Origin of the sequence: Microcoleus sp. CAWBG58 (assembly GCF_020883045.1) — a bacterium.
GTDB lineage: Bacteria > Cyanobacteriota > Cyanobacteriia > Cyanobacteriales > Microcoleaceae > Microcoleus.
Genome location: NZ_JAHRFA010000033.1, coordinates 56,795 through 72,577, shown reverse-complemented (window position 1 = coordinate 72,577; position 15,783 = coordinate 56,795). Strand labels below are relative to the sequence as shown.

Annotated in this window: 16 protein-coding genes and 2 tRNA genes; 7 read left to right on the top strand and 11 right to left on the bottom strand. The window is 44.4% G+C overall.

Translation table 11 applies throughout. The features are described from left to right. Positions 1 to 326 precede the first annotated feature (326 nt). From QZ918_RS16620 to QZ918_RS16580, 9 genes are all read right to left on the bottom strand, one after another. Complete coding sequence (locus QZ918_RS16620; RefSeq protein WP_293336848.1) at positions 327 to 956, bottom strand: pentapeptide repeat-containing protein; 630 nt, start codon at positions 954 to 956, stop codon at positions 327 to 329. A gap of 78 nt (positions 957 to 1,034) precedes the next feature. Next, a complete protein-coding gene (locus QZ918_RS16615) occupies positions 1,035 to 1,802 on the bottom strand; it encodes a hypothetical protein (RefSeq protein ID WP_293336846.1) in 768 nt (255 codons plus the stop codon). 77 nt (positions 1,803 to 1,879) lie between these two features. Further along, entirely contained in the window at positions 1,880 to 3,160 is a 1,281-nt protein-coding gene (locus tag QZ918_RS16610) for a hypothetical protein (protein WP_293336844.1), read from the bottom strand. Between the two features lie 790 nt (positions 3,161 to 3,950). Next, a complete protein-coding gene (locus tag QZ918_RS16605) occupies positions 3,951 to 7,067 on the bottom strand; it encodes a CHAT domain-containing protein (RefSeq protein ID WP_293336842.1) in 3,117 nt (1,038 codons plus the stop codon). A gap of 39 nt (positions 7,068 to 7,106) precedes the next feature. Further along, the gene (locus QZ918_RS16600) at positions 7,107 to 7,931 is read right to left on the bottom strand and encodes a hypothetical protein (RefSeq protein ID WP_293336840.1); all 825 of its coding nucleotides are present in this window, start codon (positions 7,929 to 7,931) and stop codon (positions 7,107 to 7,109) included. A gap of 318 nt (positions 7,932 to 8,249) precedes the next feature. Continuing rightward, positions 8,250 to 8,477, bottom strand: a complete 228-nt coding sequence (locus QZ918_RS16595; protein ID WP_293336838.1) for an EamA family transporter — start codon at positions 8,475 to 8,477, stop codon at positions 8,250 to 8,252. Continuing rightward, positions 8,478 to 9,809 carry a Na+/H+ antiporter NhaC family protein gene (locus QZ918_RS16590; protein WP_293336836.1) on the bottom strand — a complete coding sequence of 444 codons (1,332 nt, stop codon included), beginning with the start codon at positions 9,807 to 9,809 and terminating at the stop codon, positions 8,478 to 8,480. It abuts the gene before it with no gap. Then, positions 9,809 to 10,084 carry a BrnA antitoxin family protein gene (locus QZ918_RS16585; protein ID WP_293156840.1) on the bottom strand — a complete coding sequence of 92 codons (276 nt, stop codon included), beginning with the start codon at positions 10,082 to 10,084 and terminating at the stop codon, positions 9,809 to 9,811. The genes QZ918_RS16590 and QZ918_RS16585 overlap by 1 nt, the downstream gene beginning before the upstream one ends. Continuing rightward, positions 10,047 to 10,322: a BrnT family toxin gene (locus QZ918_RS16580; protein ID WP_293336834.1), complete on the bottom strand. Its 276-nt coding sequence runs from the start codon at positions 10,320 to 10,322 to the stop codon at positions 10,047 to 10,049. Before QZ918_RS16580 ends, QZ918_RS16585 begins: the two co-directional genes overlap by 38 nt. 198 nt (positions 10,323 to 10,520) lie before the next feature. On the opposite strand from QZ918_RS16580, the gene yqeK reads away from it, so the two are divergent. The 7 genes from yqeK to QZ918_RS16545 all read left to right on the top strand — a co-directional run bounded on the left by yqeK (position 10,521) and on the right by QZ918_RS16545 (position 13,835). Continuing rightward, on the top strand, positions 10,521 to 11,159 hold the full coding sequence (yqeK, locus tag QZ918_RS16575; protein ID WP_293336832.1) for a bis(5'-nucleosyl)-tetraphosphatase (symmetrical) YqeK: 639 nt from the start codon (positions 10,521 to 10,523) through the stop codon (positions 11,157 to 11,159). A 138-nt stretch (positions 11,160 to 11,297) separates the two neighbouring features. Further along, on the top strand, positions 11,298 to 11,732 hold the full coding sequence (gene rsfS, locus QZ918_RS16570) for a ribosome silencing factor (RefSeq protein ID WP_293156846.1): 435 nt from the start codon (positions 11,298 to 11,300) through the stop codon (positions 11,730 to 11,732). Then, positions 11,729 to 12,229: a CGLD27 family protein gene (locus QZ918_RS16565; RefSeq protein WP_293336830.1), complete on the top strand. Its 501-nt coding sequence runs from the start codon at positions 11,729 to 11,731 to the stop codon at positions 12,227 to 12,229. The genes rsfS and QZ918_RS16565 overlap by 4 nt, the downstream gene beginning before the upstream one ends. Positions 12,230 to 12,388: 159 nt before the next feature. Further along, positions 12,389 to 13,342, top strand: a complete 954-nt coding sequence (locus QZ918_RS16560; protein ID WP_293336828.1) for an asparaginase — start codon at positions 12,389 to 12,391, stop codon at positions 13,340 to 13,342. 1 nt (position 13,343) lies between these two features. Further along, complete coding sequence (locus QZ918_RS16555) at positions 13,344 to 13,601, top strand: hypothetical protein (RefSeq protein ID WP_293336826.1); 258 nt, start codon at positions 13,344 to 13,346, stop codon at positions 13,599 to 13,601. A gap of 9 nt (positions 13,602 to 13,610) precedes the next feature. Beyond that, positions 13,611 to 13,687, top strand: a tRNA-Met gene (locus tag QZ918_RS16550). Positions 13,688 to 13,758: 71 nt separating this feature from the next. Continuing rightward, positions 13,759 to 13,835, top strand: a tRNA-Met gene (locus tag QZ918_RS16545). A gap of 227 nt (positions 13,836 to 14,062) precedes the next feature. On the opposite strand, the gene QZ918_RS16540 is transcribed toward QZ918_RS16545, so the two are convergent. Both QZ918_RS16540 and QZ918_RS16535 read right to left on the bottom strand, forming a co-directional pair. Beyond that, complete coding sequence (locus QZ918_RS16540) at positions 14,063 to 15,259, bottom strand: RNA-guided endonuclease InsQ/TnpB family protein (RefSeq protein ID WP_293156855.1); 1,197 nt, start codon at positions 15,257 to 15,259, stop codon at positions 14,063 to 14,065. A gap of 182 nt (positions 15,260 to 15,441) precedes the next feature. Continuing rightward, the gene (locus QZ918_RS16535) at positions 15,442 to 15,630 is read right to left on the bottom strand and encodes a DUF2949 domain-containing protein (RefSeq protein WP_293183271.1); all 189 of its coding nucleotides are present in this window, start codon (positions 15,628 to 15,630) and stop codon (positions 15,442 to 15,444) included. Between the last annotated feature and the right edge of the window lie 153 nt (positions 15,631 to 15,783).

Genomic DNA, 15,783 nt, shown 5'->3' with positions numbered 1-15,783 from the left:
TATTCTAACGAAGCTTTTTCTTTTTCCATGTCTTTTTGTGGCAGTTGTAATTTATTCATTTTTTATCACAGTCAAGTATTGCATATATATTGTACCATAACCTTGATAATGATTTAGGATTGCTATACTGTCTATTCCTCGGTTCAGCTATCTATGTTATTGCTGTGCAACTTTCACCGAATCATAGCAAAAGAGCTTTGACAGAAATTGCTACAGTTTGATGACAGAAAAAAATCATAGAATCATTTCACTCCTTTGGCTGTCGCGGATTGAATAACTCAATAAAAAATATCCGATCGCAACAGTCAAAGGGAAAAATATAGAAACTAACTCTCGTTATGTTCTTTGCGCGCTTTTTTGTGGTTGATGACGTACACGCCCCAAGGAAGTCGAATTCCAGTAAGCGCCGTCAATCCCAAGCGAGCGTGTTGGGGATTCGATGCCTTCAAATCCGTCCAACTGAGGTTAGTTTTTTGCAAATTTGCCTCAGCTAAATTAGTACCGTTGAGATTCGCCCAACTCGCATCAGCATAGCTGAGATTTGCACGGCTTAAATTGGCTCGTTCTAAATCTCCTCGACTTAAGTTAGCTCCTTCTAAATCAGCTTTGTGGAAGTTGCAGCCAATGGCACGAATACCGTGCAAGTCAGCTTGATGCAATTTGGCGCTCGCGAAGTTTGCACTTTCGGCGCGAGCCAAACTCAGCACCGCCCAATTGAGGTTGGCTTGGCTGCAATTAGCCTCTTTTAAGTTAGCTTTTGAAAGGTTTGTTCCTTCTAAATTAGCTTTCCACAGTACAGCAGCTTGAAAATTAATTTCTGATAGATTCATGCCGCTTAAATCGACTCCTGTGAGATTCGTATAGCTGAAATCCCTCTGTCCTCGATCGAATTCGTCGCGAAACTGCGAGGTATTCATTTGTTTGCGGTTAGAAGTTGCGTTAAAAGATGTCATCATGGCTGTTTTCCTGAGTTATTTTGAGTTTATTGAGTTCGCAGCCACTCTGGGAATTGGAGAGTGGCTAAAGGTGAGAAGTTATTGATATGATTTGGGAGTCACGAACTTAGTACCGCCTGCGATTTTGCGCTGGAGTGCTTGCTGGAGGAAGTTACCTAAAAAGTCAGCGGCACTGGGAGCAAATTCGAGGTATTTGTGCAGTCGGTGGAAGTTCCCGATTTTGCCTTCTGCCGGCACAAATTCTTCGATCAGTTCGCGAACTTGCAGGTGTTCCGCGAGGTACTGGCGGATGTATTTGAGGTCGTTGATAGATTTGCGAAGGTTTTCTGCCTCTATTTCTTCTGGGGTCGATCGCGATTTCCAGAATCGGAACTGTGGTTGAACGGCGTGCTCTTCGGCGGTATCGAGGAGGCATTCTGCGGCTTTGAGGAAACGCTGAGTTTCTTGGCGGATGCCCGATCGCACTTGTTGTTCGATATCGTCTGTGAGATATTTCTGGGTGAGTGCATCCGCTAATTCATTTAGTAGAATTTGAATTGCTTCAGAAGCTGTCAGGATGTCAGCTTGTTCGCGTTGCAAGTTTTGCAGGAGAATGTCGCAGTGGTTTGGGAGGATGGACGATCCTTCGGGCGCATTTTCCACTTCGTAAACTTGGTCTAAAAACTGTACCAATTCCGGGTAATCAATGCGTCCCGTTTGCTGCAACTCAGCGATATAGAGGCTTAGCAAGCGGATTTTGTATTCTGAGTCGGATGTAGATCGCAGCGGCTGTACAACCGGGTTTTCTGAGTCGGGAACTAGGGAGATGCGGGTTTTGGCGGGGCTGGGGTGTTGTGGGTTGAACATATTAACCTCTTTGATGGGCGATTGTTAATTTTTGGGGTGAGGGGCGCGGCGAAAGCAAGTTGCCGCGCACCCTGCAATTAGTTGAGATGGCTGTCGCTGTCAGAGTGGGGGCGGATGTCAGCCAAGGTTTCTATCTGGGCTGTGAGCTCCCGGCGGCGGGCTTCCAGCCAAAAGTCTCGCTGATGCTTGACTGTATCGCTGAAGGATTTTTGGGTATCTTCGCGGAAAGCAAGGGCGATCGTCATCGCGCAAGCATAGCCGCTAGTAATCACCGACAGCAGCAGCATGAATAAGGGGAAACCCATTCCTGCGATGTCGCCACTCAGGAGTTTGTTCGTGCAACTGAGGATTGCCATTCGCGTTGCTTCAATCCCCGAGGCAATTTCACCCGCTGGGGTAAAGTGCTGTTGGTAAACTAGGGGCATTTTTTGTTTGAGAAATTCCAGATCGTTGCCCATTTGGGAACGGATTACCAGCAACAGTCCGATATTTTTCTTGGCAGTTTCGTAGTTTTGAGAGGCTTCTGTTTCCAGCCGAACGACTTGGCGGCAAGTAGGAAGTTTTTCTAAGGGAAGTTGATTCCAATTGGTACTGCGATCGCCCCAGGTTCCGTACAGTTGCACGTAAAGCGATTCCCATCGCGGATTGGTTCTGTCGAGTTGATGTAATTGCTGTTCTCCTTCTTGGCAGCGTTGCCGAGCTTGTTGATATTGGGGGCTGTCAAATTGCTTGAGGGTTTCGACTTGCTGTACCTGTTTTTGAATCGATTCTGCTGCTTTGAGCTGGCTCAGCCCCGATTGATTGAGCATTAATTCTGTGCCGACTAGAGAGGCGATCGACTGGAGGATATTGATTGATAGGGAGGCATATATCGCCCATAATTGCCATGTTTTGTTGTATTTTGTACGGGATGAAACAGCCGTCGTCGTGTCGTTAGTGAATTTCAGAATCAGGATGTTGCACAACGAAGTCAAAACCACACCAAAAAAGCCCATGTCCTTAAAGGCAAAGAACAGTAAGGGATAATTCGTGAAGAAGTTAAATAGGCTGCTGACAGTGACTGTGCCGGCAGTCAGTGTTGCTTGTTTCGCCAAGTCTTCGGAAACGACAGCCGTTCCGTGAAAGGCTTTTGGATCGGCGATGAGTAATTCCTTTAATCTGTTCAGAAGTTTTTGCCTGAAATTTTTCGGTTTTTCGGTAGTAGGTGGATTTTTTGCCTGTTCGCGGAGATGGGCATATTTAGGGTCTTGCTCGATGTATACTAATATTTCTTCTATAACTTTGATGGCATTTTGAGAGTTGGTGTTGTTGAGGGCAACTACGTTAGTTTGAGAGGGAGAACTGGGTTTTGTGCTCATGTTTGCAACCTGTTTACTTATTTTTACTTAATTTGTTGACAAGAAAGGAGATTTATGCAGTCAACCCGGAACCGGTAAAAAATTGGGACGATCGGGTTTTTGTTGGTTAAACATCTCTTCGTATTGGCTGTTAGTGCCGATATCTAGCAGCAGGAAGAAGGCTTCAGCTATGTACGAGATAAGGAAAAGGCAATCCTGACAAGGGTTTCAGAGATAGAGAATGTCTCGATCGGCTTGGCGGTTGCTATATCTGTAATTTCCCACAGGCAACACAAATAAAACAGCGGAGAAGAGGGAGAAATAAAAAAAAGTTAACTCCCTTAACTCCCCTTTTGTGACTCCGATCGCAATTTGAGCCTAAACTACGGATATCCGCCACAGATAGGCAGTTGCGCCGCTAGCACATTTGTTCTGGCTGGGACATCTCGCCATAACAGAGAGTGTTCCCTGATGTTTCTATATCTGCGATCGCACCAGCTTTTCTGCAATATGGGAAAATTTTTTGATGGCTGTATCGGCGAAGTTATTCAAAAGTCAAGGATTTTAGTGCGATCGTATAGGTTGAGTCAAGCAACGAAACCAATCTATAGCCCAATACGGTTCACTTAACACTATTTATGCCCCGGAGATCCCCCTAAATCCCCCTTAAGAAGGGGGACTTTGAGAGCATTCTTGTCCCCCCCTTTTTCAAGGGGGGTTAGGGGGGATCTGTCTTAAGTAAACCGTATTGATCTATAGCCATTGTTGCGGTTGGGTTGAATGCAGTGAAAGCCAACCTACTGATTCTTAGTTAGTTAAGTTTGAATTCACCAACCGCAGAGAAAGCTGCCCAATAGAAAGGATCTTGAAAGGGCTTAGAGTTATCTTGCATTGTCTGAAACATACGATGCAAAGCCATTTTTTGTGCGCTATTCAAAGGTAACTGTTTTCGATCGATCCACAGTTTCAGTTCAGCCATAGTGATATCTCGCAGCCATAATTGAGCTTGACAAAGTGCTGTAGCTACAGATGTTTGACTTTGCAGAATTTCGTAAAACCTAATCATTAAAAAACTTGTAGAAAAGTCGTTGACTGCCCAAAGGCTACTGACTACACTCGAAGTGCCTGCAAGCAGGAAGCCGCTGGGAAAACCCATGTACTCATCACTTTTACTGGTGAAGTCAATCAACCCACTTTCACAAGCTGAAAGAGTTACTAGGCAACATTGACTGAGATCTAGCTTAAGGATTTCTTCCAATGTCAGGCATTTGTCTAAATTAATTTTTGTACTTTCTAGTGAACGATTATTTTCACTTGCAGTTCCCTGTAATTGTCCGTTAGAACCTCCAGCCTCAGCTAGAATCAAAGCCGACTCCAGAGGTGATTCAAAGTTAAAGTAGCCGTGACAAGAGAAATGGATGCAATTAGCATCAAGAAAATGCTTGTTATCTAATATCTCTTTTTTAGTAGCAGCTTCTTTCACTAAGACATAATCGTTAGGAGCAAAGTAACGCCTGATATTTTCAACTTCAATATCACTAAAATTTAGGTCTTGGGTAGGGTTTTGAATAGCAAATAAGTGGATTAAATCGGAAGGTTTTTGAGCGAGACTTAATTGCAGAAGTTGACAACTAGGAGCATAACTCACACCTCTCAAGAAATGGTCTAGGATATTATGGTTTTGACCTTTATTTAGAGGCAAAGCATGGAGAGGTAGCAGGTGCAGGAAGCGATGGGGTACAAAAATTATTCGGTCACAATCCGCAGGCAAATAGTTGATGACTCGATCGATATGCAGTATTTCAGCGAGATGCTGAAGACGGGCTGAAAGTTGCTCTTGCCATTGTCTCGTGTTCTGCCCATAATCCTCCAAGTATTCCCCAAACCAGGTAAGTAAGTTTTCTATATCCTCATGGGAGGATTGCCAAACTATAGGACTTTTGGCTTGACTGGTAATTATAAATGTGAAGATTTTATTGCTGACAATATACCATTCTATAATGGCAGTGTTTTCATCAAACTCAAATTTTAGTAAAGCTTGAATTCGAGCGAACGAGATTAATTCAACTTGGTAACTGAATCTTAAATCATTGTCAGTTGTAATCTTGTTTTTTGGGTAGAGTCCCCGACTGGATAGAATATCCACAAGATTACGGGCTTTGCTGCGTTCGACATATTCAATAGCTCGATCTGGTCGATCGATATTAACGTAGCTTTGGACTATTTTTTCATAAATATCAATGGCTTCTTCAATAATTTCTTGTTTTCTCAATTCAGAAGCCGCCCAACTCCGACTTTGTTCTACGGCTTCAATTGCTACCGCAAAGCTGTCTATTGCTATGTGCCATAATTCAGCATCAAAAGCTGTATTACCCAGATTTTTTGCTGTTTTCAAACAGTCTAAAGGAAATGTTTGGGGTGTGAAAATTTCTAAAGCTCTTTGATAAGCTTCAATTGCTGCTGCAAGATTTTCCGATTTTTCATATCTAATTCTCTCCGAGTATGCCTTGCCTAAATTATTCTGAGTCATCGCCCATTCATAAGGAAATGTCTCGCGAGTGTAAACTGTTAGGACATCATGATAACAAGAGATGGATTTTTCAATATTCTCTGCTCTATTACCTTTGATTCTATCGCTGTAAAATGTAGCCAAATTATTCTGAGTGGCGGCCCACTGTTCGGGAAAAGCTTCACGGCTACGGACTTCTAAAGCAGCTTGATAATAACCAATAGCATTTTCCAAATTCTCGGCTCTTTCTCCGAAAATCCTGTCTTGGTAAGCAATACCAAGATTATTTATAATCATTGCCCAATCAGAAGGAAAATTCTCGCGCGTGTAAACTTGTAAAGCCCTTTCATAGAAAGAAATAGCTGTTTCTAAGTTGTTAGCCCTATCTCCTCGAATTCTATCTTTGTAAACTGTAGCTAAATTGTTTTGAGTAGCAGCCCACTGTTCGGGAAAAGCTTCACGGCTACGGACTTCCAAAGCAGCTTGATAAAAATAAATAGCCATTTCTAAATTTTCTGGTTGCTCTCCCAGTATCCGGGATTTATAGGCTGTTCCTAAGTTGTTTTGAGTAGTAGCCCATTGTTCTGGAAAATCGTCGCGACTGTACACTGCTAAAGCGCTTGTATAAAGCTCGATAGCTTTTTCTAAATTGTCCGATCGCACTCCTAAAATGCGATCGCTGTAAGCATTAGCAAGGCTATTTTGCAAGCTAGCCCACTCTTGAGGAAAAGCGGCGCGAGTGTACACAGCTAAAGCTGCCGAGTAACACTGAATAGCTATTTCTAAGTTTTCACTTCTTTGGCCTATAATCCTATGACTGTATGCCCTACCCAAATTCGTTTCACAAAGCGCCCAATTTTCGGGGTATAATTCTATAGTAAAAAAACTCAATCCAATTTGATAAGCAACGATCGCTAATTCTATATTGACATTTCTACTTCCTAAAGGAAACTGCTGAATTAAACTACCAAAATTACAAATTATTGAGACTACAGCTTCAGCTTTGTCGGCATTCGATTCAGATAATAAAGTAGTTGCCACTCCCTGTAAAGCAGCACTTAATTTGATATCCAATTTGTCTAAATTTGATTGTAAAAACGGGTAAAAAACCCGGGGGTCAGCACCTGTATCGGAAACTACTTGTAAAACCTGCAACAAAAAAGTTAAATCCTGTTGTGATTCAGCTATTGATGGGTTTTCTACTAACTCTATTATTTGAGTAGCAACACTTTGCAGGAAATCCGCTGCATTTTTATCTCCATTTTCAGCGAGATTTTCTGCTACTTGTGTCATCACCTGAACTAAGCCAGCATCAAGAAGTTCTGAGTTAGCATTTAAGATAGCTGCTTCTTCTCCACTTGGACAGCTTAGCAGTGCTTGTACGAGATGTAGGTAGCCCTGTAGACGCTGCTCGTTCATTCTTGATGCTCGCTTACGCTATTGTCGGATTTGATTTGGTTAATGGGTATCTCCAAAATTCAGGAGGATTGCCACAACAAACAAAAATTGTGCCAGATACAATTTTACCACGGCTATCAGTTTTTCGTCTTTGATAGCTCGATTTAAAAAAGAACTAATCGAACCAATTTTGACATCGGCACCAATTTTGGCTGACAACTTGTCAGATATTTCCTGCCAAGTGTATCCATCTAACCAGAGAAGGAATATTTCTTGCAGAGCAATATCTGGATGTATTGTCATGGGCTTGCTGAAAATATTTTCAGGATTTTGTAGCGCTATTTCCCGCATTTGTTCCAGAAAAGAAGGTTCGGAGATATCGGACGTAAATTGGTCTAAGTAGGTCGTCTTTGATTCATCACCATCTGCCGATCGAGCATTGCTGATTTGTCTGTCGGCTGACAGTACGATATCAGTGACTTTTTTTCCTTTTTCAGTTCTCTGATGAATACCTTGGTGACTAGCAATAAAATCGATCTGTTTTTTGGACTGAGTAAACCTCGTGTAGTTTAATACGTTTCCTTTTTTCGGATCGAACTTCCCCTTTTGTATAAACTCGAAAAGTGCCAAGTCTGTTTCTTGCTTAATGTCTTCCGAAACTTGGTGGTTTTCGGCGAGAGATAAGCTGGGTGAATGCTTTGGGAGTGAAAGGCGACTGGGTTTCCTGAGTTCTGAAACCAATCTAGTTAAGGCTAACTGGCGATCGGGACTTTCAAGGGGATGCCTTTGGGCTTCCAAGGCCAGATCGTTCAGATGGTTGTTCAGTTGGGCTTCGGTGAACTTTTCGTTTGCTTCTGGAGATGGCTGCTTTTCTTTGTCGTCCATAAATCAATACTCCTCTGAGAGTAGAAGTTTTTGAGAACCACCAAAAAGGTATCAAGCCCTTATATCCGCTTGTTGTTTATAGGTTAGCCACTACGGGTTTTGCCTGACAAGAGTCCGATCGACCTTTTAGTCCCGCGTTCTGCATCACTCTACATACTGTAGTGGTGTGGTTTCTTATGTATCTAGAAATATCGCCAAATTTCTGCAAGTTACTCAAATTTTTTTCTGCTGTGGGAATCCCTGATGGCTGTATCTGGCTGCAAGCCTTACACCATAAAGCTTTTAAGTAGGTACTCACAAGCAGTTGACAGTTTACAGTTACGTATGAGAATCAAAAGGAATATATTTTTGCACCAATTTCCAATCTTCAACTGTGGATTGTACGGCGAATGGTGCTAATGTTGCTACGGCAATCGCCCACCGCCAGAATGCCAGACCGATCGGCAAAATATCCTGATTTAAAGCTCTAGCAACGATGAAGTTTCCCGCCCAAATAACAGTCGCAGCTACTCCTAAAAAATAACCCATTGATATTTTCTTATTCATTTAGTTGGGTTGATTTTTATGACTATTTTTGGCCAGCTTCATTTGAATTAAGCTAAATAACGGAACGAGATACAAATAAAAGGCATAGGGGATAAAATCCGAATTTACACTCAAGACAGTTGCCGGAACTAAGCCTGCAATATTCCAAGGAATTAAGGGAGAAATCACAACAGCGGTATTTTCCAAGTCTACAGCAAGTTGAACGCCATCTAATTTTAGTTGGCGATACTTTGATTCGACTAATTGATGAGTCAAGATAATTGCGATCGTCTGCGTGCAGCCAAATGCGGCTGAGAAAATGCTAATTATTGTGGTTCCCAAGAATAAATCTCCTCTGGATCGAGCTTTATTTAGATACACTTCCACAAATTCTAAAATCCTCGTCCCTGCAAAAATTCCGGCAAATGCTGTCGAGACAACTACAACTAATGAAACCTTTGCCATAGACAAAATCCCCCCTCCCGCCACAATGTCTTTTAAACTAGAAGTTGATGCTAATTTAAATCCGCCGATCGCAAATTGCAGAATCTCGATCGCTGAATAACCTTGAACGAAATGGGCGATCGCACTTCCGGCAACGATACTAACAGCCATCGCGATTTTGACTTCAACTCGCAGTACACAAAGTATGAGAATTGTCAAGGCTGGCAGCAAAGTTATCGAATTAAGATTGAAGGCTGTGCCTAGTTCCAAAGCCAAATTGTTGCCGGAAAGTTCGACGGGATTTGAAGCGGATAAAATTAAATACAACAGGCTGGAAACGAGGAAGGGTAATAAGCCTGTCACCGCCATGTTTTTGAGATTGGTATAAATTTCGGTTTTGGTAAGGATGGCAATCAAAATAGCGCTCGAAGACATCGGAGAACACCGATCGCCCACATAAGCTCCCGCCACAATTGCTCCGGCGATAATATTCGGATTTGCATCGCTGCCGTTGGCGATTATCATTAAGGCAATGCCGATCGTACTCGCAGCACCAAAAGATGTTCCCAGCAGTACAGAAAAAACGCTGGTTAAGATAAACGCCCAAAAAATGAAATACTGAGGGTCGATCGATTTAATTCCCCAATATACCAGAAGCGGAACAGTCCCCGCCGCCATCCAGACAGCCATTACTGCCCCAATTAAAAGTAAAATAGCAATTACTGAAAAAGATTTTTGACTGCCAGCAACAGCCATTTGTATCAAGCTTTTTAGCGGAAATCCCCTCCGCAACAAAATGACCGTCAAAATTGCCATCGAAGCTAGAAGCGGAGCAACTATAAAATAACCTTTGATGGCACTGATTAAAAGTAGAATAAATGAGAACGATACAAAAAATAGCAAATCCATTATTGATGGGCTTTCATGTATTCTCGCAGTAACGTGTTAATCTGAGTTTGATAACCGCGACCTTGGGATTTAAACCATTCCAAAACATCACTGTCAATGCGTAAGGTCACTTGAGCTTTCGTCTTAGGGTTGGGCAAGCCTCGCCGAACTACTGCTTTAGCAAACATTTCAGGCGTAATTTCAGGGCAATCGGAGAAATCAATATCTTCATCAGTCATGGCATCTAGGCGTTGCCAGTCAGTTTGAGATTTGCTCGAAGTAAATTCGTTGTTCATATTTAGTTGCTTTTCTAGCAGAAATAATCCGGGTACATTCCTCTCGTTCTGTATGGACGATAGCGACTACTCGTCCTTGCAACAAACCAAAAGTCACAAATCTTTGCTCTCCATAACTGAATCGTTCGTCCTCAACCGTCACGATTTCTCCATCAAAAACTATTGGAACGTCGATAAAGTCAATCCCATGTTTGCTAAGGTTGGTAAGACGTTTAGTGTCATCCCACTCAAATTCCATACCTTAATTGTTACTAAACATTGTAACGACAAATTGTAGTTACAGCTACCCACTTTAACAGATTTTTGAATTGTTCGGGTAGAGCCGATCGCCCCCTTCACTTCTCCCGATCGCCCCCACTCACCGCAGCTACCCGACACCGCAGTCCATTAAAACAAAACGCTAAAATAGTAGATCATACAATTTGGGAGTTAATATTTGACACTTGCACTCGATCGCGAAAAAGTCCTAGCTTGGCTCTCACAGCGCGTTCCTGCCGCCCGCATCACACACATCCTCGGAGTCGAACAAACAGCAGGAGACTTGGCCCGCCATTACGGCCTCGACGAAGCAAAAGCCCGATCGGCAGGATTGCTGCACGACGCAGCAAAATACTTTAAACCCCAACTGCTGCTACAAATGGCTCAGAAGGAAGGTTTAGAGTTAGACTCAGTGTTGGAAGCACACCCGCATTTGCTGCACGCAGACGCGAGCGCGATCGTCGCTAGAGACGAATTCGGGGTGGTCGATCGAGAAATTTTGGATGCAATCGCCAATCATACCCTCGGCAGACCAAACATGAGCCAGCTCAGTTGTACCGTTTTTATAGCAGACACTATAGAGCCGAGTCGCGGCAACACAGCTTCTCTAGAAGCATTGCGCGAAGCAAGCGTGCAAAATCTTTATGCAGCCGTGTGGCAAACTAGCGATGATTCTCTGAAATATTTGCTAGAAACTCGCTGCTACATCCACCCGCGCACCGTACTTACGCGGAATTGGGCGCTGCAAATGGCCCGCGCCCAATCGTCCAAAATAGGAAATTCGACGGGAAAGTCGATCGAACAAATCACAAGTTAAACGTAAAATTTACCAGCAATCCTGTACTTACTTTTGACTTGAATTTAACTCCTATTTCCAGTCTCAAACTGCCAACAACCAAAACCCCATAGCGCACCACCTCCCCCTTACCGTATCAATTAGGAACTTAAACACTTAATGTCAGATCTAACCCAACTCGAATACTCCCGGGCCGAGTCCACAGTAACGGACGCCACCACCCCAGACGAAGCCCGCGGCCTGATATTGACCGCTGCTGCCGCTGCCGATGACCGCAAAGCAGTTGATATTGTATTGCTCGGCGTAGCAGAAGTATCCTATCTTGCTGACTACTTTGCGATCGTCACCGGATTTTCCAACGTCCAGGTACGAGCCATCTCCCAGGCGATCGCCGACCAAGTAGAAGAAGAATGGGGACGCTTGCCGCTGCGTACACAAGGGCTATCAGACGCCAGTTGGGTCGTCATGGACTACGGCGACGTGATTATCCACATTTTAAAACCTCAAGAGCGCGAATTTTACAATTTAGAAGCGTTCTGGGGACACGCCGAACGAATTGAATTTTCCACTGCGCCGAGAGGATCGCTAATGTGAAAGACACTTCTGTTTCTATTTGTCCTGTTCCGCAGGAACAACGCCCGGTTAATGAATACCAAGAACTGACAGAATCCGGGTTTTTTAGCTGGGTAACTCTCGATTGGCCCGCATATCTGGCAAAACTCGCTTGGGTATGGGGTTGGAGTTGCTTGGTATCCGGGCCCTTAGCAGCAGCCAGCTTTGCTCCTGGTAAGTATCCAGTTCAGTTTGCCCTGTGCGCTACCGCTGGTGCCGGTTTTATTCTAGGATTAGCTTTGCTGCGGCTTTACTTGGGTTGGTTCTACGTGCGATCGCGACTTGCCAATCCCACAGTCGTCTACGAAGAGTCTGGTTGGTACGATTGTCAATCTTGGCCTAAAACTCCCGAAGTCTTAGCTCAAGACCAATTGATAGTCAACTACGAACTAGAACCAATTCTCAGGCGTCTGCGGCAAACATTTTATGGTTTGACAGTATTGCTAGTTGCCGGGGGACTAATTTGGAGTTCTGTGTAATCGGAAGCCGTAACAGTGAAGTTTTGAGTCGTAGGGGCGGTGCCCCCGTGCCCGCCCGTTGCGACATAGCGGTGCCCCATGCCCGCCCCGTTGCGACATAGGGATCGAAACTTCCACCGGCCCCAATCTAAAATCTAAAATCTAAAATCTAAAATTGATATGACAAGGGGAAAACGAACCCAAGCTCCCGAACTCGAAGTCACGCTGTTGCGCGAAGGTATTCCAGAATCTAGGCATCGCGCCCAGGCGGCTGTTTGCGACAAGCGCGGCCGCGTTCTTTCCGTTGCCGGTAACTCGGAAACGGCGACATTTGTCCGTTCTTCACTCAAACCTTTTCAAGCTTTGGCTGTGACGGCGAGCGGCACTTTGGAACGCTACGAATTGACCGATCGAGATTTAGCGATTATTTGCAGTTCTCATCAAGGTACGATCGAGCAATCGCGACAGGTGTTTAACGTCCTGTGGCGCTGCGACATTGACCCATCCAAACTTCAATGCCCCATTCCCGAAGGCAAAAAGAGCGCCCTGCAATACAACTGTTCTGGCAAACACGCCGGAATGCTGGCTGTCTGTCAACAACTGCACTGGCCTCTAGAAACTTATTTGCGGCGCAAACATCCCGTCCAGCAGCTTATTTTGGGAAAAGTAGCTGACTTGCTGGCGATGCCTGCCGAAGAGTTTATCAGCGCTCGCGACGACTGCGGCGCTCCTACCTATCTGTTGCAGTTGGGGCAAATGGCGTCCTTGTACGCTAAATTAGCCTCCGGCGACAATGTGGATATGGAGCGGATTGTCCGCGCTATGACTCATCACCCGATGATGGTTGCTGGTGAGGGGAGATTTGACACGGAACTGATGCGCTTGACTCAAGGCGAATTGGTGAGCAAATCCGGTGCTGAAGGGGTTCAGTGCATCGGCCGGGTTGGCGAAGGTATGGGCTTGGCAATTAAGGTGACGGATGGAGGAAAGCGCGCTAAATTTGCTGTGGCGATTCACTTGCTAAAACAGTTGGGCTGGATTACTGCGACGATCGCCGAAACTCTTTCTGACACTTACCTAACTCTCAGTGATTTTAAGCGTTTGGAGGTAGTCGGCGAAGTTTCGATGCTCTGAGTTGTTCCGCATTACAATTCTCTATCTAGATAACCAGATCAAAAATCCCCTCCCCCTCTCCCCCTCTCCCCCTCCCCCCCTCCCCCCTCTCTCGCCCAACTGTCAACTGTCAACTGTCAACTGTCAACTGTCAACTGTTGAACCCCTCTCTTCGATCGACACTTCTTCGCCAATTTCAGCAACCCCTACAAAAATCTCAAAAGTTTTTTTGATTGGGGGGTTGCAATTTCCAGAAAGATGTGTTTATATTAGAGAGTAGACAAAGCGACGCGGGATAGAGCAGCCTGGTAGCTCGTCGGGCTCATAACCCGAAGGTCAGTGGTTCAAATCCACTTCCCGCCACCAACTTGAAACAACCCCTGCAATCTTTGAGGATGCAGGGTTTGATTTTTGAGAATAGCATAGATATAAAGCGACGCGGGATAGAGCAGCCTGGTAGCTCGTCGGGCTCATAACCCGAAGGTCAGTGGTTCAAATCCACTTCCCGCCACCAAATTCAATCGAACTAAGCCCCTGCACACCTAAAAGTTGCTGGGGCTTGTTTGATAGCGCCTGGAGCCATAACAATAGGGACACAGCAGTGCTGTGTCCCTATCGCATATTTAGATCTTACCCAAAGGTAAAAAATCAACCTCAACCTCAACCTCAACACTCAACCCTATACTTTTAGACGCCCGTTTGTTTGACACTCCCCGGCTTGAACGCGCAGGGATTCTTGGTTCAACCAGTCGGCTTGCCCGTTGATGTCACCACCAATGGGTAGAGGTCGGTCTGTTCCCAAGCGTTAATTCCGGTGTGCCCCACCGTATTTAAATTAATTCCTGCACGGGCTTTCAATCCTTTAGCCAAAATATTCTTCGCTGCATTGTGGTCGCGGTCTAACACTGCACCGCACAGGCAAATATGAGTTCTGACCGATAGGGATTTCTGAACGCGATTGCCACAACTTGAGCAATCTTGGGAAGTGTACCCAGGTGCTACAGCAACTACTGTTTTACCGTACACTTTCCCAAAATATTGCAACCATTGGGCAAACTGTGACCACGCTGCATCGCTAATTGATTTGGCAAGCTTATGGTTCTTCACCATATTTTTCACCTGAAGGTCTTCGTAGGCTACGAAATCGTTAGATTTCACTACGCACAACGCCGTCTTGATGGCGAAGTCTTTACGCTGCCTACTGACTTTTAAGTGCTTTCTGCCTAACTTATTTATCGCTTTCTTGCGATTGCTCGAACCTTTCTTTTTCCGAGAAACTCGTTTCTGCAAGCGCTTTAAAGCTTTTTCACTTTTACGCAAATGCCGAGGATTTGGAACTGTTTCTCCTGTACTATCGGTGTAGAAATGGTTCAATCCCACATCTATGCCAATCGTTTTCCCCGTAGGAACTATTTCTTCTGTTCGCTCTACATTGATGCAAAACTGAGCGTAGTAACCATCGGCTCGACGAATTACTCTGACTCGTTTAATCTCAGTAGGTGCATAGAAGTGCAAGTCTCGACTACCGAGTAACCTAAAGGTTCCAGCAGCAAAACCGTCCGTGAATGTTAGACATTTTTTGTCGATCGAAAGCGCCCATCCGGAAGTTTTGTATTCTACGGAGTGAGTGTTTTTTTTGAATTGTGGGTATCCTTTTTTTCCTGGTTTCTTAGCTTTGCAATTAGAAAAGAAACGTTGAATAGCAAAAATGGCACGCTCAGCCGAAGCTTGACGCGCCATTGAGTTAAGTTTTCCGGCCCATTCAAACTCTTTCGCCATGATGGCGCATTGTTTGTATAAATCCGATAGCTTAACTCTGGAATTGTCGATCCAATATCTGAGAGCTTTGTTTCGGACAAACTGAGCTGTGCGGATCATTTCGTCTACGATCCGGTATTGCTGTAGCTTGCCTTTTAACTTGAACTCTAGTACAATCATGGAATTATTCTATGACGCTTATGGGCAATTGTAGCTATAAACTTGATTGGAAAGTAATCTTTAGACTTTGAATTCAAGCCGTCCTATAAGGACGGGGTTGTAGACCCAATCTTTTGGTAAGCTTTATTTCTCAAAAATCTGGAATCAGATATCCATATTTTAAAATACGGAATTTTAAATTATTAAGCCGACTGAGTTTCCAGCCAATCAAAAATCAGGTCTAACTGTTCCAGGGTAACTAACCCGTACTGCCACAGAACCATTGGCAGTTGGCCGGCATCTTGTTCGTCGTGTCTCAGAGCAACGGCGATCGCAGAATTCGATATCGCCAACTCTCCCCGCAAATAATCGATTAGTTGAGCCTTTCCCATGACCTTCACCGCCAGTTTTATGCGCTATTGTAAAGATACGTATCTAATTGGGATGCGTCTGATGTTTAATAGCCCCAATTGTAGGTGGAGAATAAAGACTCTCCTGTGATGGAAGCCGCACAAAACTTGTGATAAATTTCATAGAAACGAGCG

Excerpts from the sequence above, each read along its gene's own strand:
- QZ918_RS16605 (WP_293336842.1), bottom strand. The coding sequence starts at position 7,067 with ATGAACGAGCAGCGTCTACAGGGCTACCTACATCTCGTACAAGCACTG.
- QZ918_RS16580 (WP_293336834.1), bottom strand. The coding sequence starts at position 10,322 with ATGGAATTTGAGTGGGATGACACTAAACGTCTTACCAACCTTAGCAAA.
- QZ918_RS16560 (WP_293336828.1), top strand. The coding sequence starts at position 12,389 with ATGACAAGGGGAAAACGAACCCAAGCTCCCGAACTCGAAGTCACGCTG.
- QZ918_RS16600 (WP_293336840.1), bottom strand. The coding sequence starts at position 7,931 with ATGGACGACAAAGAAAAGCAGCCATCTCCAGAAGCAAACGAAAAGTTC.
- QZ918_RS16540 (WP_293156855.1), bottom strand. The coding sequence starts at position 15,259 with ATGATTGTACTAGAGTTCAAGTTAAAAGGCAAGCTACAGCAATACCGG.
- QZ918_RS16535 (WP_293183271.1), bottom strand. The coding sequence starts at position 15,630 with ATGGGAAAGGCTCAACTAATCGATTATTTGCGGGGAGAGTTGGCGATA.
- rsfS (WP_293156846.1), top strand. The coding sequence starts at position 11,298 with ATGTCAGATCTAACCCAACTCGAATACTCCCGGGCCGAGTCCACAGTA.
- QZ918_RS16620 (WP_293336848.1), bottom strand. The coding sequence starts at position 956 with ATGATGACATCTTTTAACGCAACTTCTAACCGCAAACAAATGAATACC.
- QZ918_RS16595 (WP_293336838.1), bottom strand. The coding sequence starts at position 8,477 with ATGAATAAGAAAATATCAATGGGTTATTTTTTAGGAGTAGCTGCGACT.
- QZ918_RS16610 (WP_293336844.1), bottom strand. The coding sequence starts at position 3,160 with ATGAGCACAAAACCCAGTTCTCCCTCTCAAACTAACGTAGTTGCCCTC.
- QZ918_RS16585 (WP_293156840.1), bottom strand. The coding sequence starts at position 10,084 with ATGAACAACGAATTTACTTCGAGCAAATCTCAAACTGACTGGCAACGC.
- QZ918_RS16590 (WP_293336836.1), bottom strand. The coding sequence starts at position 9,809 with ATGGATTTGCTATTTTTTGTATCGTTCTCATTTATTCTACTTTTAATC.
- QZ918_RS16615 (WP_293336846.1), bottom strand. The coding sequence starts at position 1,802 with ATGTTCAACCCACAACACCCCAGCCCCGCCAAAACCCGCATCTCCCTA.